The following is a 24,318-nucleotide window of genomic DNA, read 5'->3' as shown; positions in this document are numbered from 1 at the left end:
ACCCCGGCAGGCGCACGGGTCAGCCCAGGCGCAACATGCCGTCCCAGGCCCGTGACCAGGGTTCGCGCGGGCCGTCGCAACGCCGGATGGTCACGTCGCGGCTGACGCCCGGCATACCCAGCCGGGCATCGGCCCGCCCGACCGCGCGCACCTCGGCGAACCGCGACCGCAGATCGGCTTCGTCGCCACCCACCCAGAGCACGGTCGTCGCGTCGTCCGGCGGGGCGCCGAAGTAACCGAAGCCGCGGTTCGGGCTGTACACCGCGGGCAGGCCCGTCTCGTCGCGGTCGACGTCCAGAGCGGCGGCCTGCCAGTAGCCGTCGGCGACCACGACGACGCGGGACCGCTCCGACTCCGGGATCGAGAGGTAGGCATCCCGTACCGCCGCGCGCAGTTCCGGCCAGCCGAATTTTCCGTACAGCCCGATGGCCAGCCCCGCCGACGCGTCGTCACCGGCCGGAGTGATCTCCGACTCCGGCTGCCACGGCAGCGACCAGGCCACCACGAGCACCGAGGCCACCGCCAGCGAGCCCGCGAGCACCTGCCGCCACCGGCCCGGCCGGTTCGCCCACCAGACCGCCCCGGCACTCATCACCACCGCGTACACCCCGACGACGTAGTACGGCCGTCCGTTCGACGCTACGAACACCAGCGCCAGCAGCGGCAGAGTCATACCCAGAAAGCGGTACGGGCGCAACGGTTCCCAGCGCAGCAGCGCCCAGCTCCCGAAGCCGAGCAACAGCACGCCGAGCACCCCGGCCAGCACCAGGGCCAGCGGGACGAACGTCCACCGGCCGCCGACCACGCTTTGTTCGGCGGCCACCTGCGCCCCCATGCCGAGCTGCGGCCAGCCGTGCCGCGCCTGCCACACCAGGCTCGGCAGCATCGTCGCCGCGACCAGCGCGGCACCCCACCACAGCGCCGGGCGGCGCAGCAGCTCCCGCGGACCGAACACCAGCGCCCCGATCGCGATCGCGGCCCAGAGGAACGGCACGAGCCACTTCACCTGCATGTCGATCGCCGTCACCACGCCGGCCCACAGCAGCAGGTGGTCGCGGCGGGTACGCACCCAGCGCACCACCAGCCAGCCGATGAGCACCCACAGCGCGGTGTCGATGGTGTTGGTGGACAGCTGCGTACCCTGCACCAGCAGGAACGGTGATCCGGCATAGGCGAGGGCGGACAGCGTCTGCGCGCCGCGGGACCCGCCGAACTCCCGGGCCAGCTGCGCGGACACCACGATCGCGGCGAGGGTGCTCAGTACCGCCGGGATGCGTTGGGCCACCAGTGAACCCGGCGCTATGAGGTCCATCAGCCGGGCGATCGCGGGCAGCGCCGGGCCTTGATCGGCATAGCTCGCCGCGAGCCGCCGACCGGCGGAGAGGAAGTACAGTTCGTCGCCGAAGAACCCGTACCGGCCGATGGACAACAGCAGCGCCACCGCGGCCGCAGCGACCACCAGCGCGATCGGCAGCGTCGCGAAGGGCGGCCGGTCGTCTCGCGAATCCGACTGTGGCGCCGGGGTGTTCACCGTGGTCGTCATGGCCGGGGCTCCTTTCGAGTGGCCAGGTCGTAGAGCCGGCGCACGTGTGCCGAGTAGCCGGTCAGATCGAAATCCGCGGAGCGGATAGCCCGTCCGGCCGCGCCATCGATGGAGTCGCGGACCGATTCGGCCATGGCGACGGGATCGAATTCCCCGAAGACGCCGGACCGCTGGCCCTCGGCCAGCAGATCCACCAGCGGTCGCAGGATCTCCTGTTCGCCGTCGCCACCGGCGAACCGCGGCCGCCCGTCCGCGTCGCGCAGGTTGACCACGACGTCCATCAGTGCGGCGACGTGTTTGCGGTTGTCATCGATGAACGCGAGATTCGCCCGGATGTAGGCGAGCAGCGCATCCCGCGGACCCGCCGCGGCCGCCACCGCCGGGGCGATGCGCTCGGCCGCCGACACGTACAGCTGGACCACCAGCTGCGCCATCAGGTCGTCCTTGCCGTCGAAATGGTAGGAGACGACGCCCTTGGAGATTCCCGCCTGCCTGGCGATGCGCGCGAGCGAGGCCTTGCCGTAACCGAATTCGGAGATCACCTCGACCGCCGCGCCGATGATCTGCCGCCGTCGCGCCTCCTCGATGAACGTCCGCTGTTGGCCATCCGGACTATTTTCTGGCCGCATGGCCAAATTCTAAGGCAGGCGGTCAGACGGCGTCATGCCAGGAGTTCCGGTGGGTCAGACGGGTGCGCCCGCCCACCAGCGATCGACCAGGTCGCGGCCGGAATGTCCGCCCAGCGCCAGCAACTGGCAGAACTCCCGGCCGGGGTCGTCGAAGGTCACGGTGACGGCGCCGGCCGGTTCGCCGCGCGGATTGACGACGTCGCCCCATTCGATCCGGCCCGCGCCCGAGACCCGCTGCCAGCGCTCGTCACCGCGGAAGGTGGTGCCGCGCTGGTAGACCGGGTCCTGCACGCGGGCGAAGTCCGAATTGCAGCGCACGACCAGTACCTCGATCGGATTCTTGTCGCCGTTGCAGTTCAGCCGGGTCGTGCCGGTCACGGGAACGGTGACGTCGGCCGGGCGCTGGTCCGCACCGAGCGCCACGCACCGAATGCCCTGATAGCCCGCGGCATCCGGGGTCGCGGGCAGCAGCCCGGGGAAGGCCTGCGTCATGTAGGCGTGACTGCCCCAGGTGTTCCGCGCCGCCGCGGTGGTCGTGGCGGCGGCACGCGAGGTCGTTGCGGTCGTGGACGGTGCCGCCGTCGCCGTCTCGTCGGATGAATTCCCCAGCAGCGCAACGGCGCTCGCCACGACGGCGACGACCGCCAGCAGCAGCGCGCCCACGACCAGTGACCCGCGCCGCCGTCCGGGCACCGCCGGGGGCGAAGGTGGCGGGACGGGTGCCCGCGGCGCGCCGAACGCGGCCGCCGCGTCGGCGGCGAGCGCACCGCAGCTCGGGTAGCGCTGGTCGGGATGCTTCGCGAGCGCCCGGCCGACGACCGCGTCGATCGCGGGCGGGAGTTCGGGCCGGATCGCCGTGGGGCGCGGTGGCGGGTCGGCGAGGTGCGCCTGCAGCACGGCCGCCGCCGTCGGTCGCGGAAACGGCTTTGCGCCGGTGAGCAGCTCGTACAGCGTGCAGCCCAGCGCGTAGACGTCGGCGCGGTGGTCGACCCGGTCGGCCATGAGTTGCTCCGGCGCGGCGTAGGCGATGGTCGCCACCACCGCGCCGGTCTCGGTGAGCACCGTGGGGTCGCCCACCGACCGGCCGATGCCGAAGTCGGACACCAGGACTCGGTCCGGCTGCCCGGCCCGGGAACCGATCAGGATGTTGCCCGGTTTCACGTCGCGATGCACCAGACCGGCCCGGTGCGCCTCGTCCAGGCCACGCGCCGCCTGCGCCACGATCCACACCGCGTGCCGGGGTGCGGGCACCGCGCCGCCGCGCACCAGCCCCGCCGCGTCGCCACCCTCGACGTACTGCATGGCGATCCAGAGCCGTCCGTCCTCGACGCCGCGATCGTGCACGGCCACGATATTCGGATGGTTCAGCCGCGCCACCAGTTCGGCCTCGCGCACGAACCGGGCCCGGTACTCCGCGTCGGCGCTGTGCTCGGCCGACAGCACCTTCACCGCGTCGCGGCGCGGCAGCCGCGGATGCCGGGCCACGTACACCGTGCCCATCCCGCCACCGCCGAGCACGCGCTCGATCACGTACCCCGCGAAGACCGTGCCGGGAATCAGCTTGTCCCGCATCACTGTTCAGTCCGCGCCAGCAGCAGATACTGCGCCGAGATCTTGTGCTGGGCGTCGGCGAGGGTACGGGCGTAGACCACCGCCTCGTACCTGCCGTAGAGCGTCCGGCACGCGAACCGGGGCCCGAACTGCAGGCCGGTCAGCGACTCCACGCAGCGCGTGTCCGGGATGCCCGCGGGTGCGGGCGCCTGCCGCTGGCCCGGTTCGGTCAGCTCGTCGGCCGATCCCTCGTATTCCCGGCGCGCGGTGACCGCGTCGGGCAGCCGCAGCAGGGTGTGCTGCCCGTTGATCGCGAGGATCATGCCGACGCCCTCGGTGGGCCGCTGCCAACTGCCCCACCGGTGCGCGGCCCGCGGCCCCAGGACGATGCCGGTCGCGGTGAAGCCGGTCAGCCAGCCCGCGTTGGGATCGTTGCGCCGGGTGATCACCGTGGGCCACGGCCACACCCCGGGCGCCTCCGGCAGCAGCCGGGCGAGCATGCCGTCGGTATCGAGAGGCAGCGTGGCGAACCGATCCGGCGGCGTGGGGCGGAACTCGGCCAGCCGCGCGCGCTGCGCCGTGAACGCCGTGCCCGCCAGCCGCCGCAGCGCCTCGAGGTCGGTGGTCCGCTCCCCCGCCAGCACGCTGATCACGAACGAGCCCTGTGCCGTGGTCGCGGCCAGCGTCGGCGCGGTGGGCCGCCAATGCCCGTGCGCCTCGGGATGTTCCGGAATCGGCACCGCCACGTTCTCCGGACTCACCGCGGCGTCGACGGCGTCGATCTCGGTGGCCGCCGACCGGGCCGCGGCGTCGTCGGGGAACCGCAGCAGCAGCACCGTCAGCAGCCGCGCCCGGCCCACCGCGACCTGCGAGGGAATCCCGGCGTCCATGCCGCCGACGGAGAACCCGGCCAGCATGCCGCGTCGTTCGAGCACCGCGCGGACCGGCTGGGCGAGGAATCCGGCCTTCGCGGGGGTCGGGATCGGCACCGAGGCGGCCGCGCCCAGGCCGTAGGTCAGCGCCGGATCGACCTGCACCGGATCGATCACGGCCTCGCCCATCCGGACCGATTCCAGTACCCGGCCGTACTTCTCCTCGTAACCGGCGGGCGGCGCCAGCGGAGTGACGCCGTAGGGCCCGATATCGATGGCCGCGCGGTCGGGCGTCATCCGGGTGGGGCTGCCCGCGGCGGTGCAACCGGTCGCGAACAGCAGCACCGCACCCAGCGCCGAGACGATCACTCGGTGGCTCGCGTACCGCCGTCGCACCTTGTCTCCCTTCGTCACCCGCCCCGCGCGTCCGGTCATACCGGCGCTCCCGGCCACCAGCGCGCGTGCAGTTCGGCCCCGGCGGCCCGCCCGTTGATCTGCACCTTGCAGAAGTCGCGTGCCGCGTCGTCGAAGTACACCTCGACCCGGCCCAGGCGCGCGCCCTCGGTGTTCTGGTAGTCACCCCAGCGCACCTGGCCCGACCCGGACGGCCGGGTCCACCGCTCACCGCCGACGGCCCAGTCCGCCGGGCGGGGCGTCACCCGGGACCGGTCGGCCATGCACTCGATGACGATCCCGACGACCGGTTCGCTGTTTCCGCCGCACATCACCCGGCCGATGCGCGCGGATTCGTACAGCGACACCGGCCGCAAGCCGTCGTCCACGGGCGTGCAGTGGGTGAGTTCGTCGAAGCCGATGCCGTCCACCGAGACCGGTAGCAGCCGCGGAAAGGCATCCGCCACATACGCGTACGCGCCCCACAGCGCCGCCTTCAGTTCCGGCGACCGCGCGTCGGTGGACGTGGCGGGCGCGGCGGACTCCTCGCCGCGGCCCGTCACGGTCCAGACCGCCACGGCGACCGCCACCAGCAGCACCAGGACGGCGACAGCCGCGGACCACAGCATCCGCCGCGGCGGGCGGGGCGGATCCGCGACCCTCGTCTCGATCGCGGCGTCGAGCGCGGCGGCCAGCGCGCCGCCGTCGGGGTACCGGTCTTGCGGCCGGTCCGCCGTCGCCCGCGCCACCACCGCGTCCAGTGCGGCGGGCACCCAGGGGTTCGCCCGCGAGGGAGGCGGCACGGTCGCTTCGGGGTCCGGAGATGTCCCGGTCAGCATCGAATACAGCGTGCAGCCGAGCGCGTACACGTCGGCGCGCTGGTCCACCGCGCCGCCGCTGCGCTGCTCCGGCGCCGGGAATGTCACCGGATCGGTTGCGGCGCGGGCGATCCCGTGCCCGGTGAGGACCACGAGGTCGGCGGCGCCGGGCCGCTCGACGACCCGGATGTCGGACGGGCGCACATCGCCGTGCCGCAGCCCGGCCCGGTGCACCTCGCCGAGCCCGCGAGCCGCCGCCGCCACGATGCGCGCCGCCCGGGTGACGTCCACGCCGCCGCGGTCGGTCATCGCCGCGGCGTCGACACCGTCGATGTGCTGCGTGGCGATCCACAACCGGCCGTCGTACACACCGGCGTCGAATACGGCGGCCAGGTTCGGGTGCCCGATCGCCGCCGCCCGCTCGGCCGTGCACCGGTACCGGTCCCGGAATTCGTCGTCGTGCCCCGGGGCGCGGACGGTGATCTCGTCCAACCGGCCGGTGCTCTGCTGCCGCGCCTCGAAAACCGTTGCGCCGCCGCGGTCGCCGAGCCGGCGGCCCAGCCGGTACCCGCCGATGATCGCGCCTTCATCGAGCGTCATGCGCCCTCCGTCCGAATTCGGGGCCGTCACAGCGGTGCATCGCGCCACCACCGGTCCATGACCTCCTGCCCGGTAGCGCCGCCCCAGACATGGATCTGACAGTAATTGCGTGCCGGATCGTCGAATTGGATCTGGACGACACCCTGGCGCGGGTCGGCCGCGTCCGACCACAGGACGCGGCCCGTGCCGGTCGGGCGCTCCCACCGTTCGTCACCGGTGACCTTCGCGTCCAGATAGGCGCGCACCGTCGTGGGAGTGCGGTTGGCGTTGCACATGACCAGCACCGAGTCGACAGGGTTCTTGTTGCCCTGGCACGACAGCATCACCCGGCCGTGGTCCGGCTTCCCGGTGAGGGGCACCTGCTTCAACTGCTCGTCGACCACCACGCACCGCAGCCCCTGATATCCACCGGCAACGGGGTTGGCGGGCAACAGGTTCGGGAAGGGCTGCACCAGGTAGCCGTAGTCGCCCCAGGACAGCGGACTGGTGCCGGGTGTGGGCGGCGGGCGCTCGGCCGTAGCGCTCGCCGAAGTCGCCGTGGCGCCCGACGCCGGGACCGCGGCGGGCGGCGCGGTCGTGTCTCTGGTCATCGCGACCGCACCCGCCACCGCCGCCGTGGCGACGACAGCGAGCAGCGCCACCGTCCAGGACAGCCGCCGCCGCATCGGCCCGCGCGCCGCGGGGAGGGGAACCGGGGCGTACCGGTGCGCCTCGCCACCGGCGGCCGACGCGACGTCGGCGGCCAGCGCGCCGCAGCTCGGATACCGATCGGCCGGATTCTTCGCCAGCGCCCGCGCCACGATCGCGTCGAACGCGGACGGCAGCCCGGGCCGCTGCGCGGTCGGGCGCGGTGGCGGGTCGGTGAGATGGGCGTGCAGCACCGCCGCCGGGGTCGGGCGCGGGAACGGCTTCGTGCCGGTGAGCAATTCGTAGAGGGTGCAGCCCAGCGCGTAGACGTCGGCCCGGTGGTCGACGGCCGCGCCGGTGATCTGCTCGGGCGCGGCGTAGGCAACGGTCGCCAGCACCGAACCCGTCTCGGTCAGCCCGGCGGTGTCGGTGGCGCCGCGAGCGATGCCGAAGTCCGAGACGTACACCCGGGGCAACTGCTCCGCGCCGCGCGGCTCGAGCAGCAGGTTGGCCGGTTTCACGTCGCGGTGCAGCAGGCCCGCGCGATGAGCCTCGTCCAAGCCGCGGGCCGCCTCGGTGACGATGTGCGCCGCGACCCGCGGCGCGAGCCCGCCGGGCGTGCGGCGCAACGCCTCCGCGCCGTCGATGCCGTCGACGAGCTGCATGGCGATCCACAGGTAGCCGTGTTCGACGCCGCGGTCGCGCACCGCCACGATATTCGGGTGGTCCAGGCGCGCGGCCGATTCCGCCTCGCGCGCGAACCGGGCGCGGTACTCGGGATCCCGCCCGAGCTCGCCCGGCAGCACCTTCAGGGCGTCGAAGCGGGGCAGGCGCGGATGCGCGGCCAGATAGACCGTGCCCATCCCGCCGGAACCGAGCGTTCGCTCGATCCGGTACCCGGCGAAAATCACACCGGGACGCGGTGTTACCGACATCTGCTAGCCGCCGTTCACCAGCAGCCCGTACTGTGCCGCCGTCTTCTGCTGGGTCACCGTCAGGTCGCGGCCGACGATCGCCGCGGTGTACCGGCCGTGCACCAATCGGCAGATGAACCTCGTCATCCGCAGGGCGTCCGGTTGCGAACTCTCCCAGCACAGCGAGTCGGGTACGCCGCCGGGGGCGGAGGCGGGCCGCAGGTCCGCCTGCGCGGTGTCCTTGCGCTTCGAATCGTCGAAGGCACGCCGGGCCGTCGCGGGGTCGGCGTACCGCATGAGCGCGTTGAAACCGTTGTTGGCCATGAGCTCGACCGGGTGATCGGTCTGCTTGCGCCCGCCCCACAACCACGCCGCCCGCGGCCCGTACACCACGCCCCGGCCCAGCACCAGCGCGTTCCATCCGGCGTCGAGTTCCTTGCTCGTGGTCATCACGGCCGGATACGACCAGCGCCCCGGCGCGTCGGGCACCATCCGGCGGACCATGCCGTCGCGGTCCAGCGGCAGGGCCGCCAACCGGTCGGGCGGGGTTGCCGCGAAGTCGCGCAGGCGGGCGAACTGCGCGGTGAACGCCTTCGCCGCCAGACCGGTCAGGACCGCCGCGTCCGGCGCGGTGTGGCCGAGCAGCAGACTGACCACGTACTCGCCCTGCGCGATCGTGGCCGCCATGGTCGGCACCGCCGGCCGCCAATGCGCATGGGCGGCAGGATGTCCCGGGATCGGCACCGGCACGTTGTCGGGATTGACGGCCGCGTCGACCGCGTCGATGTCGGTCGCCGCGCGCTGCGCCGCGGCCGCGTCCGGGAAGCGCAGCACGATCGAGGTCAGCAGGCGCGAACCACCGATCACCGGCCGCCCGGACGGGATGTCGACATCCGCGCCCGCGACCGCCGCGCCGGCCAGCATGCCGTCACGTTCGAGGACGGGGCGCACCGGGTTGGCGAGCAGCACGGCCGCGTTGGCCGGGGCGGGCAGCGGCATCATCGGCGAGGCGCCGAGCGAACGGCTCAGCGCCGCATCGGCTTCCGCCGGGTCGATCAGCGCCTCGGCCAGCCGCATCGATTCCAGCACGCGGCCGTAGTGCTCGTTGCCGTTGGCCGGTTCGTCGAGCGGTTCCACGCTGTAGGAGCCCGCGTCGAGCGATCGCGGATCGGGATACGCCGCGTTCGGGCGTCCGCCGGTGGCGCAGCCCGCGACGAGCAGCAGTGCGCACAGGACGATTCCGCTCCTCACAGCGGCACCTCCGGCCACCACAGGCGGCGCAGTTCGGCGCCGGTGGTGACGTCACCGAGCACGTGCACGCGGCAGAAGTTGCGGTCCGGGTCGTCGAAGTACACGTCCAGCACGCCCACCGCGGGCCGGTTCAGGCGCATCGCCGGGGAGCCGGTGAAATTCTCCGTGCCCCAGAACAAGTGGCCCGTCCCCGTGGGACGTGACCAGGCCTCGTCACCCTCGACGGCGGCGAACGTGCGGTTCGGCGCTATCGGCGACCGGTCGGCGTTGCAGGTGACGTCCACCTGCAGGGCCGGATCCAGGTTGCCCAGGCACAACAGGTGGCCCACCGGCACCGCGGCGTCGAGATCGCCGACCTCGCCGCCCGCCAGAATGGGGGTGCAGCTGGTCAGCTCCTGATAGCCCACGCCGTACGGGCTGGGCGGCAGCAGATCCGGAAACGTCTGCGGGATATACGCGTACGCACCCCATTGACTCGGCTCGATCGTGCCCGTCACCGGACGATGGTCGGCGCGCGCCGGACCGGTGGACTCGGAGTCACGCAGGCCGTACACCACGGCCGCGACCACCACGACCAGCGCGGCCACCCCGGCGAGCACGCCGATCCGGCCCGGTCGCCACCCGGCCGAGCCGTGCCCGGACGCGGCCGCCCGCGCGGCGGCCGCGAGTTCACCGCAGGTGGCGAACCGATCGCCGGGCTTCTTGGCCATGGCCTTCGCGACGACGGCGTCGAATGCCGCCGGCACCCTGGGGTTTCGCTCGGACGGGCGTGGCGGCGGTTCGTGCAGGTGCGCGTACATCACCGACCCGGGGCTGTGACGCGGGAACGGCACCGAGCCGGTGAGCATCTGGTAGAGCGTGCAACCCAGCGCGTAGATGTCGGCGCGCCGATCCACCGGTTCGCCCCTGAGCTGCTCCGGCGCGGCGTAGGCCAGTGTGGCCGACAGGCCACCGGGACCGGCGAGCGTCGTCGAATCGTCGGCCGGGCGGGCGATGCCGAAATCGGTGACCAGGACGCGGTCAGCGCCGCCGGGCTGCTCGGCGATCAGGATATTGGCGGGCTTCACGTCGCGGTGCAGCAGCCCGGCCCGGTGGATCTCGTCGAGCCCCTCGGCCGCCTCGGACAGGATGTGCACCGCGCGGGCGACGTCCAGCACGGCCGGGCCGCGGCGGATCAGTTCGCCCAGATCGCCGCCGTCGACGTACTGCATCGCGATCCACAGTCGGCCCTCGTCCTCGCCGCGGTCGCGGATCGCCACCAGATTGGGGTGCTGCAACCCCGCCGCGAGCTCGGCCTCGCGCAGGAAACGCGCGCGAAAGGCGGCATCGTCGGCGTGCGATTCCGCCAGCACCTTCACCGCATCCTTGCGCGGCAGCCGTGGATGCTGGGCCAGATAGACCGTGCCCATGCCGCCAGACCCCAGCTCGCGCTCGATGCGATACCCAGCGAAGGATGCGTGCTCGGCGACGTCCATCGAGCCTCCCTCCCCCGTGATCCAGTTGTGAGCAACTCGCCCGCAACCTCAAAGGTGTTGCGGCGCAGTTGCCCTCGCCCCGTCCGATTTGTCTGCGGGCACGATACCTTGCGATCCGAGTTTTCGCGTCACCCCACTTTCACCAGCACCGGCAACACGAAGGGCCGCGCCTCCTCCCGGAAGCGCGGCCCCTGTGGTCTGCCGGTACTACAGGTACTGGCCCGTGTTCGACTCCGTGTCGATCGCGCGGCTGGCACTGGCGTTCTTGCCGGTGACCAGGGTGCGGATGTACACGATCCGCTCGCCCTTCTTACCCGAGATGCGAGCCCAGTCATCGGGATTCGTGGTGTTGGGCAGGTCCTCGTTCTCGGAGAACTCGTCCACGATCGAATCGAACAGATGCTGGATGCGCAGACCGGGGTTGCCGGTCTCGAGCACGGACTTGATCGCGTACTTCTTGGACCGGTCCACGATGTTCTGGATCATGGCGCCGGAGTTGAAGTCCTTGAAGTACAGGACCTCCTTGTCACCGTTGGCGTAGGTGACCTCCAGGAAGCGGTTGTCCTCGCTCTCGGCGTACATCCGGTCGACGACCCGCTCGATCATCGCCTGGATGCACTTGGCCCGGTCGCCGCCGAACTCCGCGATGTCGTCGGCGTGCAGCGGCAGGCTCTCGGTGAGGTACTTGGAGAAGATGTCCTGTGCCGCTTCGGCGTCGGGGCGCTCGATCTTGATCTTCACATCGAGGCGGCCGGGCCGCAGGATGGCCGGGTCGATCATGTCCTCACGGTTGGAGGCGCCGATCACGATCACGTTCTCCAGGCCCTCGACGCCGTCGATCTCCGACAGCAGCTGCGGGACCACCGTGGTCTCCACGTCGGACGAGACGCCCGAGCCGCGGGTGCGGAAGATCGAGTCCATCTCGTCGAAGAACACGATCACCGGCGTGCCCTCGGACGCCTTCTCCCGCGCGCGCTGGAAGATGATCCGGATGTGGCGCTCGGTCTCGCCCACGAACTTGTTGAGCAGCTCGGGACCCTTGATGTTGAGGAAGAAGGACTTGGCCTCCTTGGCGTCCTCACCGCGCGCCTCGGCGATCTTCTTCGCCAGCGAGTTGGCCACCGCCTTGGCGATCAGCGTCTTACCGCAGCCGGGCGGGCCGTAGAGCAGCACGCCCTTGGGCGGGCGCAGCGCGTACTCGCGGAACAGATCCTTGTGCAGGAACGGCAGTTCCACCGCGTCGCGGATCTGCTCGATCTGGCGCGACAGGCCGCCGATGTCCTCGTAGTCGACATCGGGGACCTCTTCGAGGACCAGGTCCTCGACCTCGGCCTTGGGGATGCGCTCGAAGGCGAAGCCGGCCTTGGTGTCGACCAGCAGCGAATCACCCGGCCGCAGTTTGCGAATCGGCTGATCCGGATCCTCGAGGTCGTCGATGTCGACCAGCTTGCTCAGCGGGCCCGACAGCCAGACCACGCGCTCCTCGTCGGCATGACCGACCACCAACGCCCTGCGCCCGTCATCGAGGATCTCGCGCAGGGTGCCGATTTCGCCGGTCTGATCGAAGACACCGGCCTCGACCACCGTCAGCGCCTCGTTGAGGCGGACGGTCTGCCCGTAGTGCAGGGTCGCGGTGTCGATGTTCGGTGAGCACGTCAGGCGCATCTTGCGCCCCGAGGTGAACACGTCGACGGTCTGATCGTCGTAGACACCGATCAGCACGCCGTAGCCACTCGGCGGCTGGCCCAGCCGGTCTACCTCCTCGCGCAGGGCGACGAGCTGCTGGCGGGCTTCCTTCAGCGTGTCCATCAGCTTGGTGTTGCGAATTGTCAGCGAATCGATGCGCGCTTCCAATTCCCGCGAACGATCAGGGGCGTCGGCGAGTTGCCTTCGGAGTGCAGCCGCCTCGGCGCGTACTACCTCGAGTTCCCTCCAGGCCGCCGAATCCGAATTCTCGATGGGGCTCATGATGCTGCTCCTCCCAGTCCCGGTCTATCAACGCTACCGGGCGCGAACCGTTCTCGCTTTCCGACATGGTTTCGTCGTGATCACATCTTCAGCCACGGCCGACGGCCGGGGGACCATGTTAGCCTGCCCTAACCTATTCCGGTGAGCACATTCGCCGGACCGAGCCGAAAGGTGTGTTACTCGATGCTCCTTCCCACCGGTGGTACCCGTTGTAGTGGCAACGTCGCACACTCCGTTCGTGTTTCCCGCATTCGTCTTGTCACGGCTACCGTGTTCGCGGCCCTCGCCGTTACCGGTATCACAGCATGCGGGTCCGACACGTCCGACGATTCGGCGGCCGCGACCAGCACCACCAGCGCCGTCGCCGCCACCAGCGCGGCGAGCGGCAGCTCCGCCCACGAGCACGGCGACGCCGCCGCGCCCACGCCGGAGGCGCTGCAGGCCGTCCTCGACGGCTTCGTCGACCCGGCGAAACCGACCGCGGACAAGGCGAAACTGGTCGTAGACGGCGAGAAGCGCACGGCCAACATCGACACCATGACCCAGGGCCTGGCCAACTACGGCAAGATCACCTTCGCCGTGTCGGATGTCAAGACCGACGACGAGGACGCCACCGCGCAGGTCGTCATCACCTCGCCGCACGGCCCGGCCCCCGCGATGCCGATGACCTGGGAGCACTCCGACGCGGGCTGGCAGCTCTCCGACGCCTCGGCCTGCCAGATCCTCGCCATGGGCAAGGCGCCCTGCCAGGCGTAGTCCGGCCGCGCGCGACAGTGGCCCGTCCCGGGGCATCGGATGCGGGCCACTGTCGCGCGTACGGGGGCCTACGGGGGCTACTGGGCCTACGGGGGCCTCAGCCCTTGGAGGGACGGCGCTGCGGCTTGGGCGGGGTGACGCCGTCGGCCAGGCGGCGCGCGCTGATCAGGAACGCGGTGTGCCCCTGCATGCGGTGCTCGGGGCGGACGGCCAGACCCACCACGTGCCAGGGCCGCACCAGCGACTCCCAGGACCTCGGCTCGGTCCAGCACTGCTGCTGCCGCAGCGCCTCCACCACCTCCGAGAGCTGCGTGACGGTGGCGACGTAGACGAGCAGCACGCCGCCGGGGATCAGGGCCCGGGAGACCGCGGGCAACGCGTCCCACGGCTTGAGCATGTCCAGCACCACCCGGTCCACCTGCCCGCCGTCGTGTTCGGCGACGTCGCCGATGGTCAAGTCCCAGTTAGCCGGACGTTCGCCGAAGAACCTCTCGACGTTGCGGATCGCGTGCTCGGCGTGATCCTCGCGGATCTCGTAGGACAGCACCCGGCCCTGCGGCCCGACCGCCCGCAGCAGCGAGCAGGTCAACGCGCCCGAACCGGCCCCGGCCTCGAGCACCCGGGCACCGGGGAACATGTCGCCCTCGTGCACGATCTGGGCGGCGTCCTTCGGATAGATCACCGCCGCGCCGCGCGGCATCGACAGCACGTAATCCACCAGCAGCGGGCGCAACGCCAGATACGGTGTGCCGTTGGCGGATTGGACCACGCAGCCCTCGTCGGCGCCGATCAGCTCGTCGTGCCGGATCGGCCCCTTGTGGGTGTGGAACTCCTTGCCGGGTTCCAGCACCACGGTGTGCTGACGGCCTTTGGCGTCGGTCAGCTGCACCCGGTCACCGCTGGTGAATGGACCGGTCCGTCTGGCCGTCATGGATCTCCGTTCTTCGATGTTTATGTCGGTGCCCCCGGATAGCCTGCCAGGTATGGCCACGCCACCGACGACGACCCCGGACCCGGCAGCCCGGGTATCACCCCGGCCGGCGCTGTCGCCGTCGCGGGCAATGGATTTCAAACAATGTCCGCTGAAATACCGATTGCGTGCGATTGATCGCATTCCGGAACCGCCGGCGCGGTATGCGGTGCGCGGCACGGTCGTTCACTCGGTGCTGGAATCGCTGTACGGGTTACCGAGCGGTGAACGTGGTCCGGAGCGCGCCGCCGCCCTCGTGACACCCGCGTGGGAACGTTTGCTGGCCGAACGCCCGGAGGTCGGCACACTGGTCGAGGAGGGCGGTCCCGGCGAGTTCCTCGGCGAGGTGCATCGGCTGGTCCAGGCCTATTACGCGCTGGAGGATCCGACCGCGTTCGAGCCCGAGTCGTGCGAGTCGCTGATCGAGGTGTGCCTCGACGACGGCTCCCCGCTGCGCGGCTACGTCGACCGCATCGATGTCGCCGCCACCGGGCAGCTGCGCGTGGTGGACTACAAGACCGGCCGCTCCCCCGGCCCGGCGGGCGAGCAGCGGGCCCTGTTCCAGCTCAAGTTCTACGCGCTGATCCTGCTGCGCACGCGCGGAATCGTCCCGGCCCAGCTGCGCCTGATCTACCTGTCCGACGGCGAGATCCTCACCTACGCGCCCAACGAGGCCGAGCTGTCGCGCTTCGAGCGCATCCTCTCGGCACTGTGGGCGGCCATCAGCGCGGCCGGGCGCACCGGGGAATTCCCGCCGAACCGCAACTCGCTGTGCGCCTACTGCGATTATCAGTCCCTGTGCCCGGCCTTCGGCGGTACACCGCCGCCGTATCCGGGCTGGCCCGTGGCAGACCTCGCTGCCGAACCGGAGCGGCGGTAGATCAGGCGATGCACACACCGCCGCCGAGATGGCAGAGCAGCTGAGCGATCCATTCGAAGAGGTTCGTCGGAACCTTGGCGGGGACGAGCACGGGCAGCATGACAGCGATCCTTTCCTACCTCGGATTCCCCGACCGTCTCCAGTCTGCCATCCGCCCGGACGGTCGCGGACTCAGAACGCGCGGCAGGAGCGGATGTCGGTCGCGAGGATGGCCTTGGCGCCGAGTTCGGCGAGCTGGTCCATCAGGTCGTTGCCCTGGCCGCGCGGCACGAGGGCGCGCACGGCGACCCAGCCCTCGTCGGCCAGCGGCGAGACCGTCGGCGACTCCAGTCCGGGGGTGATCCGCGCGGCGGCGTCGAGCAGTTCCTTCGGGCAGTCGTAGTCCAGCATCAGGTACTGCTGCGCGAACACCACGCCCTGCACACGCGCCACCAGCTGATTGCGTGTCTTGTCACCGCGGTCGGATCCGGCGCCCTCGATCAGCACCGCCTCCGAATCGCACAGCGACTCGCCGAACGCCACCAGATTGTGCTGGCGCAGCGTCCGCCCGGAACCGACCACATCGGCGATGGCGTCGGCCACGCCGAGCTGGATGGAGATCTCCACGGCGCCGTCGAGGCGGATCACCTCGGCCTCGATGCCGTGGCGCTGCAGGTCGCGCAGTACGAGGTTGGGATAGGAGGTGGCGATGCGCTTGTCGTAGAGGTCCTGCACCTTCCACTCGCGTCCGGCGGGGGCGGCGTAGCGGAATGTGGAGCGGCCGAACCCGAGGCTCAACCGCTCCTGCACGGGCGCACCCGAATCCAGCGCCAGGTCTCGTCCGGTGATGCCGAGATCCAGTTCGCCCGAGCCCACGTAGATGGCGATGTCCTTGGGGCGCAGGAAGAAGAACTCGACCTGATTGGCGTTGTCGAGCACGGACAGGTCGCGGGAGTCGGTGCGTTTGCGGTAACCGGCCTCGGTGAGGATCTCGACCGCGGATTCGGAGAGGGCGCCTTTGTTGGGGACTGCGACGCGGAGCATGGGGTGTCCTTTCGGGACTCGTGACGGACGGTGGCGTCGGTCCGCCGGGCATCCGGCGGGCTATCCGTCACAGATGTCGGTAGACGTCCTCGAGCCGCAGCCCGCGACCCACCATCAGCACCTGCACCCAGTACAGCAGCTGCGAGATCTCCTCGGACAGCGCCTCGTCGCTCTCGTGCTCGGCGGCGAGCCAGACCTCGCCGGCCTCCTCCAGAACCTTCTTGCCCTGCGCATGCACGCCCGCGTCCAATGCCGCCACGGTCCCGGACCCCTCGGGGCGGTTGACCGCACGATCCTGCAGCTCGGCGAACAGGGTTTCGAAAGTCTTCACGGGGAGCCATTGTTTCAGACGCCCGCGTACGTTCCGCAATCGGTTATCGGGTGCCGGGGCGCGCCTCACGCCGCGGGCCGGGGGCGATCGATGCGGTAGACGTAGTGGTTCCCGTCGTCGGCGGGGTTGTCCGGGGTGAGATAGCCCTCCGCGATGCGGTGCATACCCGCCTTCTCCAGCGCGCGCCACGACGCCGGGTTGGCGGCGGCGACGGGTACGAGCAGGCAGCCGCTGTCCGGGTAGTCGGTCCAGGTGGCCGCGACGATCGCGCGCAGCATGGCCGAGCCGAGACCGCGCCCCACCCGGGCCGGGTCGCCGACGAGGTAATCCAGCGAGGCCGCGCCGGGCGGCACCTCGATCAGGGGCGCCAGCTCGTCGAGGTACTCCGGGTAGTCGGCCAGCCGGCACCGCTGTACCAGACCGAAGGGCTCGCCGTCGGCCGATACCAGCAGATCCTCCCCCGGCTCGGCGCCGCGCACGCCCGGGCCGAAATCGCGCTCCAGCGCCTCCGGCGTGAACTCGTGATTCCACCAGCGCCGCACATGCGGTTGGGCGAGCCACCCGGCGAGCAACGGGAAGTCCGCCGCCACGACTCGCCGCCAGCTGAACTCCGGTGCGCGCGTGTGCTTCACAGCCGTCCACGCTAGCAACCGCCGCTCCCCGCCGCCTCCGGTTTTCGCCGGTCACAGCGCTTTCCGCGAGCAGGCACGCCGAAGGGGTGCGGGAACGCGGCGAACCTTGGCGAGTCGCCGCGGGCTGGTTACGGTGGTCGGCATCCGGGACGAGGAGTCCCTCGCCCGGGCAGACGGCATCGACACCAGGGGGAGCACATGAACGACGCCACGGCAGACAACCGCCTCCGCGGCCTGGAGACCTTCGCCCAGAACACCGCGGTCGACCTCGCCGACATCAAGGCCACCCAGCACGAGCACACCACAATGCTCGCCAACCACAGCACGACACTCGCCGACCACACTGCGACACTCGCCGAGCACACGACGACACTCGCCGAGCACACCGCGATTCTCCACGAGCACACCGTTGAGCTCGCCGAAATCAGATCGACGCAGGCTCATCACACCGACGCATTGGTCGCGCTACAGCGGTCGCTCGAGAATCTGGCCCGCACGTCCGACGCTCGCCACGCCCCGACGACGACCATGCTGCAGGCCCTGCTCGACGACCGGCGCCGGTAGATATGGACGATGCCACGTCCCGGAGCCTGGTGGACCCGAAAGTCCTGCTGGGCAAGGAGGAACACGAGCTGAGTGAGATCGAGCGGCACGGCATGGCCCAGCATCTGGAACTGATGACCTTGCCGTGTGCCGTATTCGATACAGACTCGAGGTAACGACAGCCCGGACCGAGGGCGGTCGGTGGTTCGGTGGCGCGGGCCGAGGTGGATCGCCGGGCTGTGGCGATCCACCTCGGTGGGCATCGTTACTGCGCGGGGGCGAGCAGCTCCTGCAGTTCCGCTACGGCGGTGCGGAGGTGGGTGGCGAAGTCGTGCATTTGGGCGGCAACGGATTTGGGGGTGGCGAGGTAGAGGTTCCAGCGGTCGGGCAGCAGGACGTAGGCCACACCGATGCACTTCTGGCTGGTGCAGCCGAAGCCGAAGTATTCGATATTGGCGGAGGGGGCGGAGCTGGTGCTCAGGTAGTCGTCGCGGGTGATGATCCAGCCGGGGCTGTCGTAGAACGACATCGGCTCGGTGGCGCCGAGCTGTTCGCCTCGGCGGCGCTGGATCAACTGCAGCTCCCACAGGTGCTGCTCCGGCGCGGCGCCGCGCTGGCAGTCCTTGGCACGGTTGACGTGGGCGTCGGCGGCCGCGCGCAGGTGCGCCCGCTTCTCCTCCGCGTCCGCCTGCGGATCGTCCATGGCCGCAACGAATTCCAGCATCTGGGGGGTGACCACCCGCATCGCCTCGGTGCGGCCGTTGCGGTACTGGCGGGTGGCGATGGACTCGTAGGTGGCGCCGGTGAGCCCCTTGCTGCGCCGGTGGGCGAGCTGGTAGCTCAGCTGCGCGAAGGCGTCCGGCGACATGCCGAGTTGCTTGGCCCGATTCGCGCCGAACTCGTCGAACGACACCGTCAGCGTCGCGTTGTCGGCGGCGAACTGGGCGAATGCCGCTGCCGCGCCCGAGATCTCGCCACGCAGGCGCTCATCGAGGACGAACTCGATCGGCTCGACACCGGGCAGCCCCTGCGGTTGCGCGCCGGACCGCTCCGCGTGCTCGGCGACGGGCGCCTCGAGCAGGTCGTCGACGAAGGAGAGGATGGTGGTGCCGTCGAGCCCGCAGTGCTCGACATTGATGCCCGCGCTGCCGTCACCGAACACGATGAACGACACCGCCTTGTCGAACCACCGGTTTCCGCTGTCGCCGTGCAGCAGTTGATCGCACGCGTGCTGGGTGTCGCGCGGCGCGAAGTCCTCCAGGCACACGCAGAACAGCGCGGTCTCGATGGTCTCCAGCGCGGCGACATTGGCCGGCTCGGCCCGCAATGCGGTACGGACACCGGCCCATTCGGCACGCGCCAGGGTGGTGAGGTGACCGACGGAGGTGTCGGTGGGTGCGCGGCGCGTGCCCGCCTTCATGACCGCGCGCAGGCCGTCGACCAGATCGTCCTGGCCGAAAGGTGTGCCACCGGCGCCGATCACGTCCATCCGGAACATGTTGCCGCGGTAGAACACCACGATGTGCCGCGCCTGCGACGGCCCGGGCCACTGCTCGCTGTAGGGCACCCGGACGGTGTCCTGCGGATCGCCCGGGATGCGGGTCTCGGCGAACAGGAACTTGTTCTGCGCCATCGACAGGTGCTGCCCGCGCTGGGTCACCGGCGGGATCGCCTCGGCGTCCAGCCGCACCTTGTAGTCCACCGCCGCGGTGATGATCGCGGCGGCGCGCTCGGCCTGCTGGGCGGAGGTCGACCGGGCCAGGGCGGTGTCGTCGCGGAAGAGGAAGAAGAAGTTGGCGTTCAACGCGATTCGATCGCGCCGGCCCAGATACCGCGCGGGCCAGAACTCGTCCAGCCAGCTCTGCACGCCCGGTTCGGCGTCGAAACGCTCCAGGTCGGCGTGCAGGATGCGGGCCGGGCCGTCGGGCCGCAACAGGTCCGCGACCGCGCGCTCGGTCGCGGCACGCTCGTCCTCGGTCAGCAGCGGCGCGCTCCATTCCAGGAATCGCGCGCAGCTGTCCTCGAGGGTGGGCAGCGGCACGCGCGGCAGCTGGTCGTCGAAGGCGAAGGTGCGGTCGGTCACGGGCGGTCCTCGTCTGTGGTCGGTCGGTCTTCGGGGATACAGAGGTGCAACTGGGCGTGCAGCCACCCGTCCGACTCCAGGCCGGTGGGATCGATCCCATTGGCGGACAGGGTGTTCAGCACTTGGGTCTGTTCGGCCTCGGAGGCGAAGCGGCGCTGCCGGAAGGTGCCCGGTACCTGCTCGATCCGGTACCCGAGATCTGCCAGCTGCTTCGCGATCGGCTCGAAGTCGAACATCCGCAGCACGAAGTGTGCCATCCAGGGCAGCCGCGTGCCGTGGGCACGTGCCACCCGGAGCAGGGTGCGGTCGGTGACGTAGCCGACGCACCCGGTGGAGATCACCAGATCGGCGGCGGCGAGCCGGCGGCGCTGCGGCTCGGTGGGGTCGGCCGCCTCCAGATCGGCGTGCACGACGTCGTCCAGCAAACCCGCTGCGGCGGCGTAGGACAGGGCCGGGGCGGCGGCGTCCATCCCGATGAAGCGGACCTCCGGCGCCGGGTCGGCGGCGGCCAGCCGGGCCCGGTCGCGGGCGATGCGCGCCGCGGTGTCGCCGTCGCGATAGTGTTCGGCCAGTTCGGCCACGGTGGTGTCCAGGCGTAGCAGCGCGGCGTTCACGCCGTAGGAACATCCGATGTCGAGCACCGTGGGCGCGGCGCCGATCGCGGCGCGGCGGTCCGCGATGATCCGCTCGAAATGTGGTTTCGCCAGTTCCGGAATGCAGTAGTCCAGATCGGCCATCCGGCTGTAGTAGGCGGATGGATCGGGGCGGTCGTAGATGTCGTCGAACGACGCTTTTCCGGTGTTGTCCAGCGAAACCTGCACAGGCGATTCCTCTCAGTCCAGTAGTCGGTCCCCGCGGACGGCATTGCCGGCCGCGGCCAGATGGTCCGGTAGGACCCGTCCGAACAGTTGGCGGGTGCGTTCGACGTTGCCGACGACGCCGGGCTGCTCGCTGTAGGCGAAGATCGCGGTGTGCCGCTGCGTGGCGCCCTCCACCGGCGAGACACGGTGCAGCGAGAACCGGCCCTGGAACAGCTGCAGATCGCCGGGCCGCAGGTGCAGCCGGCGGATCAGCCGCTCGCCGCCGCCGGTCAGCACGGCGCGCACATCCTCGAGGTTCTCCGCCTCGGGCGAGCGGATGGCCGGGCAGTATTCGAACACCCCGCCGGCCTCGGGCGCACGGGTCAGCATGGAGACCGTGAACGCGTTGGTGTCGAAGTGCCACGGGTGCGACATGCCGGGCGCCACCACGTTCAGGCACAGGCCCGCGAGCGGGTCCGCGAATTCGTGGAGCTCGGCCAGGCCGAAGCAGTCGGCGATGAAGCGCTGGAAGTCCGGGCTGGTGTAGAGGCGCTGGATCAGGGCCTCGGCGGGGATGAGATCCCGTGCGACGAAGGCGTTTCCGCGTTCGAGCACGATATTGCCCGGGTGGTCGGGCGGCAGGTCGGCATCGAGCGGGATGTTGTAGGCGTTGACCTTCTCGACCGTGTAGTACGCGTGCGGGGCGAGTGCGTCGCCCTCGGCGCGCAGCGTCTCCAGCAGCTCCGGGCGGATGAAACCCGCGAGCACGCAGCAGCCGTCGGCGGCCAATTCGGCACGAGCCCGCGCCACGATGCGGTCCCAGTCGGCGCTACCGGGCTCCCGCAAAGGATACCGACCGGTGTCTACCGTTTTGTGAAGTGCCGACCAACCACCCTGTCCCCCAGCATCTTCGCGCGCATCGGCCCGCTCCCCGGTCGAAGTCATGCAGCCCATTCTGTACTGCCGTCCGAGAACACGCCCGGGATTCACCAAGATCACTGTCAAAGCTCACAAACCCGCGAGTAACAGTGTGCGCCAGAGCTATTCCCCTCCACAGCCGAACCACCGCGTGGTTCGTGCCGGGCCGACAGGTTCCCGGTGCACGGCGAACAACTGAATTCCCGATCACGCCTCCGCGATTCGGCGCAGACTTCTTCCGCCGCGGCGAAGCAGCCCGCCGGTGTCGCACCGCACGGGTCGGGTGGGCTAGGGCTGCAGCGCCGCGTGGATCGATCGGAGGTCGGCGGGGGTGAGGCCTGCCAGGGAATCGCGGAAGATGTAGCCGGGGCGCCGGGGGACGGGGATTTCGCAGGGGATTACCAGGACGGCACAGCCCGCGGTGGCGGCGGCGTGCGCGCCGGTCGGTGAATCCTCCACGGCCACACAGTGTTCCGGCGGGACACCGAGCAGGTGGGCGGCGTGGAGGTAGGGTTCGGGGGCCGGTTTGCCGTGGGGCACCTCGTCGCCGCAGACCGTGACGTCGAAGTTGTTGCGGCCCAGGGTGTCCAGGCACAGCTCGGTGATGGCGCGGGTGGTGTTGGTCACCAGCCCGCAACGCAGGCCGGCGGCGCGGACGGCGGCCAGGGCGTCCGCCGCGCCGGGACGCCACGGGACGGGCCCGGCCATGAGGCCGGTCACCCGCCGGTGCAGCCACTCCCCCGCCTCGGCCATCGCCGCCGGATCGGGATACAGGTCCAGACCGGCGAAGATGATGCGCAGGGCGTCGTCGGCCGCGGCGCCGATCAGGGCGTGGCGGGTCGCGTCGGTCATCTCCCCGCCCAGTTCGACCGACAGCTCGCGCACTCCGACATCCCAGAGCTTCTCCGAGTCCAGCAAGGTCCCGTCCATGTCCCACAGGACTGCGGCGAGGGCGGGCACAGGTGGTCTGCTCCGTTCGTCGGGCCGGGCTGGCGGGGCGACGCCAGTCTAGTTGATCATCAGCAAACCCCGGTCCCGCGGCGGCGGCTCAGCCCCGCTGGGAGTCGACGATCAGCGACCTGCCGCCCTCGTTGGTCACGCGGAACCACCGCTGTTCGGATTCCTGCCGGCCGTTGCGGTACCGATAGGTGACCGTGGCCGACGCCCGGTCCCCGTTCTGCACGACGTTCGACACGCTCACGCCGCTGAACTGACTCCAGAACCGCACGTACGAGTCGTATCCGCCGGTTTGCGCCTGATACGCCGGCGACAACAGCGACCACGCGCCGCTGGTGTTGGCCGGCAGCATGCCGTAGTAGCTCGACACGAACGCCGCGGCGCTGACCGGCTGAGCCGGTGCCGCGGTCGTGGTCGGCGGCGTGCTGCTGCGCGGCGCGGACGAGGTCGCGCCGGGAGTGCTGGACGGGGCGGCGCTGGACGACGGCGCCGCCGGCGTGGTCGTGGCGGCCGGAGCCCGGGTGGGCTGCCCGTCGTCTACCGGTGGCGGCACGGCGGCGGCGGACGGCGGCGGGGGCGCCGCCTGCGACGACTCGCCGCCCGCCGTGGTCCGCTCACCGCCATCGTCGTTGCCGTCGAGCGCGACGAGCAGGCCGATGAGCACGAGCACCGCCACCGCGCCCGCCGCGGCCAGCGCGAGCACCCGCCGGTTCGGCCCCGTCCCGGGCGGCTTGCGTTGCGGCGCGGGCGATCCCGCGGGCACCGTGCCGCCGCTCGGCGCCGCCGCCGCCACGTGCACGGTCGGGTCCTCGGCGTTGCCCGCGGCGGCTCCCGCGAGGACGGTCGTCGCCGCCGCGTCCAGCGGGGCGCCGGGCTTGGGCAGGATCTTGGTCGCCGCCTTGGGTGGTGGCGCCGCGCGGCCGTCGGCCACGGCGGCGAGGGCCGTCTGCGCCTCGCGCATGGTGGGCCGGTTGCCCGCGTCGGCGGCCAGCAGTTCCATCAGGACCGGGCCCAGCGCCGCGGCGCGCCGCGGCGGCGGCACCTGCGCGCGGGCCACCGAATGCAGTACGGCCAAAGGGTTTTCGCCCTCGCCGAACGGCGGCGTGCCCTCGACCGCCGCGTACAGCGTCGACCCCAGCGCGAACACGTCGGAGGCCGGTTCCGGGTCCTCGCCGCGCGCCACTTCTGGCGACAGGTACGCGGGTGTGCCCGCGAGGAACCCGGTCGAGGTGACCGTGACGTCGCCGACGGCCCGGGAGATGCCGAAATCGGTGATCTTCACGGTGCCGTTCTCGGCGACGAGGATGTTGGCCGGTTTCACGTCCCGGTGCACGATGCCCGCGTCGTGCGCGACGGCCAGCGCCGCCGCCACCTTCGCCCCGATCCGTGCCACCCGCTGCGGGTCCAGCGGGCCCTGCTCGCGCATCACCGTCGCGAGGCTCTGCGCGTCCACGAATTCCATGACCAGCCACGGCTGGCCGTCCTCCTCGGCCACGTCGAACACGGTCACCGCGTTCTGGTGGTGCAGCCGGGCCGCGATCCGCCCCTCACGCATGGCCCGCAGTTTCGCCTCGAGCGCCTGCGACCGCGTCAGACCCGGCGCCAGCAACAGCTGCTTGACCGCGACCGTGCGGCGCAGCCGCACGTCGGTGGCCCGCCAGACGACCCCCATCGCCCCCGTACCGATGGGATCCCCCAGGCGGTACCGCCCCGCGATCAGCCGATCTGACGTCATGTTGTCGTACCCCTTACCCGCTCACGCAGAATCCATTCACGCCACGAGC

22 protein-coding genes are annotated in these 24,318 nt (G+C 71.0%); 4 read left to right on the top strand and 18 right to left on the bottom strand.

The window, feature by feature from the left end; all coding sequences use genetic code 11:
* Window positions 1-19 precede the first annotated feature (19 nt).
* The 9 genes from NWFMUON74_RS15780 to arc form a co-directional block, all read right to left on the bottom strand.
* A complete protein-coding gene (locus NWFMUON74_RS15780) occupies window positions 20-1,543 on the bottom strand; it encodes an ArnT family glycosyltransferase (protein ID WP_187688533.1) in 1,524 nt (507 codons plus the stop codon).
* Complete coding sequence (locus tag NWFMUON74_RS15775) at window positions 1,540-2,172, bottom strand: TetR/AcrR family transcriptional regulator (RefSeq protein ID WP_187688532.1); 633 nt, start codon at window positions 2,170-2,172, stop codon at window positions 1,540-1,542. The genes NWFMUON74_RS15780 and NWFMUON74_RS15775 overlap by 4 nt, the downstream gene beginning before the upstream one ends.
* A 54-nt stretch (window positions 2,173-2,226) precedes the next feature.
* The gene (locus NWFMUON74_RS15770) at window positions 2,227-3,744 is read right to left on the bottom strand and encodes a serine/threonine-protein kinase (RefSeq protein ID WP_187688531.1); all 1,518 of its coding nucleotides are present in this window, start codon (window positions 3,742-3,744) and stop codon (window positions 2,227-2,229) included.
* The gene (locus NWFMUON74_RS15765) at window positions 3,744-5,030 is read right to left on the bottom strand and encodes a DUF7373 family lipoprotein (protein ID WP_187688530.1); all 1,287 of its coding nucleotides are present in this window, start codon (window positions 5,028-5,030) and stop codon (window positions 3,744-3,746) included. The genes NWFMUON74_RS15770 and NWFMUON74_RS15765 overlap by 1 nt, the downstream gene beginning before the upstream one ends.
* Complete coding sequence (locus NWFMUON74_RS15760; RefSeq protein WP_187688529.1) at window positions 5,027-6,406, bottom strand: serine/threonine-protein kinase; 1,380 nt, start codon at window positions 6,404-6,406, stop codon at window positions 5,027-5,029. The genes NWFMUON74_RS15765 and NWFMUON74_RS15760 overlap by 4 nt, the downstream gene beginning before the upstream one ends.
* Before the next feature lie 26 nt (window positions 6,407-6,432).
* Window positions 6,433-7,968, bottom strand: a complete 1,536-nt coding sequence (locus tag NWFMUON74_RS15755) for a serine/threonine-protein kinase (RefSeq protein ID WP_187688528.1) — start codon at window positions 7,966-7,968, stop codon at window positions 6,433-6,435.
* Window positions 7,969-7,971: 3 nt separating this feature from the next.
* On the bottom strand, window positions 7,972-9,198 hold the full coding sequence (locus NWFMUON74_RS15750; RefSeq protein ID WP_187688527.1) for a DUF7373 family lipoprotein: 1,227 nt from the start codon (window positions 9,196-9,198) through the stop codon (window positions 7,972-7,974).
* Window positions 9,195-10,673: a serine/threonine-protein kinase gene (locus tag NWFMUON74_RS15745; RefSeq protein WP_187688526.1), complete on the bottom strand. Its 1,479-nt coding sequence runs from the start codon at window positions 10,671-10,673 to the stop codon at window positions 9,195-9,197. Before NWFMUON74_RS15745 ends, NWFMUON74_RS15750 begins: the two co-directional genes overlap by 4 nt.
* Window positions 10,674-10,880: 207 nt before the next feature.
* Window positions 10,881-12,641 (bottom strand): proteasome ATPase, encoded by a 1,761-nt coding sequence (arc, locus tag NWFMUON74_RS15740; RefSeq protein ID WP_187688525.1) that lies wholly within the window; start codon window positions 12,639-12,641, stop codon window positions 10,881-10,883.
* Between the two features lie 270 nt (window positions 12,642-12,911).
* Between arc and NWFMUON74_RS15735 the strand changes: the two genes are divergently transcribed.
* Window positions 12,912-13,397, top strand: a complete 486-nt coding sequence (locus tag NWFMUON74_RS15735) for a WKL family lipoprotein (RefSeq protein ID WP_232111047.1) — start codon at window positions 12,912-12,914, stop codon at window positions 13,395-13,397.
* Between the two features lie 97 nt (window positions 13,398-13,494).
* Here the strand turns inward: NWFMUON74_RS15735 and NWFMUON74_RS15730 are convergent, their stop codons facing one another.
* Window positions 13,495-14,328, bottom strand: coding sequence for a tRNA (adenine-N1)-methyltransferase (locus NWFMUON74_RS15730; RefSeq protein ID WP_187688524.1), 834 nt, complete (start codon window positions 14,326-14,328; stop codon window positions 13,495-13,497).
* 52 nt (window positions 14,329-14,380) lie between these two features.
* Between NWFMUON74_RS15730 and NWFMUON74_RS15725 the strand changes: the two genes are divergently transcribed.
* A complete protein-coding gene (locus tag NWFMUON74_RS15725; protein ID WP_187688523.1) occupies window positions 14,381-15,247 on the top strand; it encodes a RecB family exonuclease in 867 nt (288 codons plus the stop codon).
* A 171-nt stretch (window positions 15,248-15,418) separates the two neighbouring features.
* Here the strand turns inward: NWFMUON74_RS15725 and hisG are convergent, their stop codons facing one another.
* The 3 genes from hisG to NWFMUON74_RS15710 all read right to left on the bottom strand — a co-directional run bounded on the left by hisG (window position 15,419) and on the right by NWFMUON74_RS15710 (window position 17,233).
* Window positions 15,419-16,270, bottom strand: a complete 852-nt coding sequence (hisG, locus tag NWFMUON74_RS15720) for an ATP phosphoribosyltransferase (protein WP_187688522.1) — start codon at window positions 16,268-16,270, stop codon at window positions 15,419-15,421.
* Between the two features lie 67 nt (window positions 16,271-16,337).
* A complete protein-coding gene (locus NWFMUON74_RS15715) occupies window positions 16,338-16,619 on the bottom strand; it encodes a phosphoribosyl-ATP diphosphatase (RefSeq protein ID WP_187689188.1) in 282 nt (93 codons plus the stop codon).
* Window positions 16,620-16,666: 47 nt separating this feature from the next.
* Complete coding sequence (locus NWFMUON74_RS15710) at window positions 16,667-17,233, bottom strand: GNAT family N-acetyltransferase (RefSeq protein ID WP_187688521.1); 567 nt, start codon at window positions 17,231-17,233, stop codon at window positions 16,667-16,669.
* Between the two features lie 198 nt (window positions 17,234-17,431).
* Between NWFMUON74_RS15710 and NWFMUON74_RS15705 the strand changes: the two genes are divergently transcribed.
* Both NWFMUON74_RS15705 and NWFMUON74_RS15700 read left to right on the top strand, forming a co-directional pair.
* Window positions 17,432-17,797, top strand: coding sequence for a hypothetical protein (locus NWFMUON74_RS15705; RefSeq protein WP_187688520.1), 366 nt, complete (start codon window positions 17,432-17,434; stop codon window positions 17,795-17,797).
* A 2-nt stretch (window positions 17,798-17,799) separates the two neighbouring features.
* Window positions 17,800-17,952, top strand: coding sequence for a hypothetical protein (locus tag NWFMUON74_RS15700; RefSeq protein WP_187688519.1), 153 nt, complete (start codon window positions 17,800-17,802; stop codon window positions 17,950-17,952).
* An 89-nt stretch (window positions 17,953-18,041) separates the two neighbouring features.
* On the opposite strand, the gene NWFMUON74_RS15695 is transcribed toward NWFMUON74_RS15700, so the two are convergent.
* The 5 genes from NWFMUON74_RS15695 to NWFMUON74_RS15675 all read right to left on the bottom strand — a co-directional run bounded on the left by NWFMUON74_RS15695 (window position 18,042) and on the right by NWFMUON74_RS15675 (window position 24,269).
* A complete protein-coding gene (locus NWFMUON74_RS15695; RefSeq protein ID WP_187688518.1) occupies window positions 18,042-19,859 on the bottom strand; it encodes a choline/carnitine O-acyltransferase in 1,818 nt (605 codons plus the stop codon).
* Window positions 19,856-20,680 carry a class I SAM-dependent methyltransferase gene (locus NWFMUON74_RS15690; RefSeq protein WP_187688517.1) on the bottom strand — a complete coding sequence of 275 codons (825 nt, stop codon included), beginning with the start codon at window positions 20,678-20,680 and terminating at the stop codon, window positions 19,856-19,858. The genes NWFMUON74_RS15695 and NWFMUON74_RS15690 overlap by 4 nt, the downstream gene beginning before the upstream one ends.
* Window positions 20,681-20,692: 12 nt before the next feature.
* A complete protein-coding gene (locus tag NWFMUON74_RS15685; protein ID WP_232111046.1) occupies window positions 20,693-21,469 on the bottom strand; it encodes a HalD/BesD family halogenase in 777 nt (258 codons plus the stop codon).
* A gap of 396 nt (window positions 21,470-21,865) precedes the next feature.
* Window positions 21,866-22,537: an HAD family hydrolase gene (locus tag NWFMUON74_RS15680; RefSeq protein WP_269475337.1), complete on the bottom strand. Its 672-nt coding sequence runs from the start codon at window positions 22,535-22,537 to the stop codon at window positions 21,866-21,868.
* 88 nt (window positions 22,538-22,625) lie between these two features.
* A complete protein-coding gene (locus tag NWFMUON74_RS15675; RefSeq protein WP_187688515.1) occupies window positions 22,626-24,269 on the bottom strand; it encodes a serine/threonine-protein kinase in 1,644 nt (547 codons plus the stop codon).
* Window positions 24,270-24,318 lie beyond the last annotated feature (49 nt).

This window comes from Nocardia wallacei (assembly GCF_014466955.1).
GTDB classification, from domain to species: domain Bacteria; phylum Actinomycetota; class Actinomycetes; order Mycobacteriales; family Mycobacteriaceae; genus Nocardia; species Nocardia wallacei.
This window is presented reverse-complemented; position numbering and strand designations above follow the sequence as displayed.

Excerpts from the sequence above, each read along its gene's own strand:
- NWFMUON74_RS15780 (WP_187688533.1), bottom strand. The coding sequence starts at position 1,543 with ATGACGACCACGGTGAACACCCCGGCGCCACAGTCGGATTCGCGAGAC.
- NWFMUON74_RS15775 (WP_187688532.1), bottom strand. The coding sequence starts at position 2,172 with ATGCGGCCAGAAAATAGTCCGGATGGCCAACAGCGGACGTTCATCGAG.
- NWFMUON74_RS15770 (WP_187688531.1), bottom strand. The coding sequence starts at position 3,744 with ATGCGGGACAAGCTGATTCCCGGCACGGTCTTCGCGGGGTACGTGATC.
- NWFMUON74_RS15765 (WP_187688530.1), bottom strand. The coding sequence starts at position 5,030 with ATGACCGGACGCGCGGGGCGGGTGACGAAGGGAGACAAGGTGCGACGG.
- NWFMUON74_RS15760 (WP_187688529.1), bottom strand. The coding sequence starts at position 6,406 with ATGACGCTCGATGAAGGCGCGATCATCGGCGGGTACCGGCTGGGCCGC.
- NWFMUON74_RS15755 (WP_187688528.1), bottom strand. The coding sequence starts at position 7,968 with ATGTCGGTAACACCGCGTCCCGGTGTGATTTTCGCCGGGTACCGGATC.
- NWFMUON74_RS15745 (WP_187688526.1), bottom strand. The coding sequence starts at position 10,673 with ATGGACGTCGCCGAGCACGCATCCTTCGCTGGGTATCGCATCGAGCGC.
- arc (WP_187688525.1), bottom strand. The coding sequence starts at position 12,641 with ATGAGCCCCATCGAGAATTCGGATTCGGCGGCCTGGAGGGAACTCGAG.
- NWFMUON74_RS15730 (WP_187688524.1), bottom strand. The coding sequence starts at position 14,328 with ATGACGGCCAGACGGACCGGTCCATTCACCAGCGGTGACCGGGTGCAG.
- NWFMUON74_RS15725 (WP_187688523.1), top strand. The coding sequence starts at position 14,381 with ATGGCCACGCCACCGACGACGACCCCGGACCCGGCAGCCCGGGTATCA.
- hisG (WP_187688522.1), bottom strand. The coding sequence starts at position 16,270 with ATGCTCCGCGTCGCAGTCCCCAACAAAGGCGCCCTCTCCGAATCCGCG.
- NWFMUON74_RS15705 (WP_187688520.1), top strand. The coding sequence starts at position 17,432 with ATGAACGACGCCACGGCAGACAACCGCCTCCGCGGCCTGGAGACCTTC.
- NWFMUON74_RS15700 (WP_187688519.1), top strand. The coding sequence starts at position 17,800 with ATGGACGATGCCACGTCCCGGAGCCTGGTGGACCCGAAAGTCCTGCTG.
- NWFMUON74_RS15675 (WP_187688515.1), bottom strand. The coding sequence starts at position 24,269 with ATGACGTCAGATCGGCTGATCGCGGGGCGGTACCGCCTGGGGGATCCC.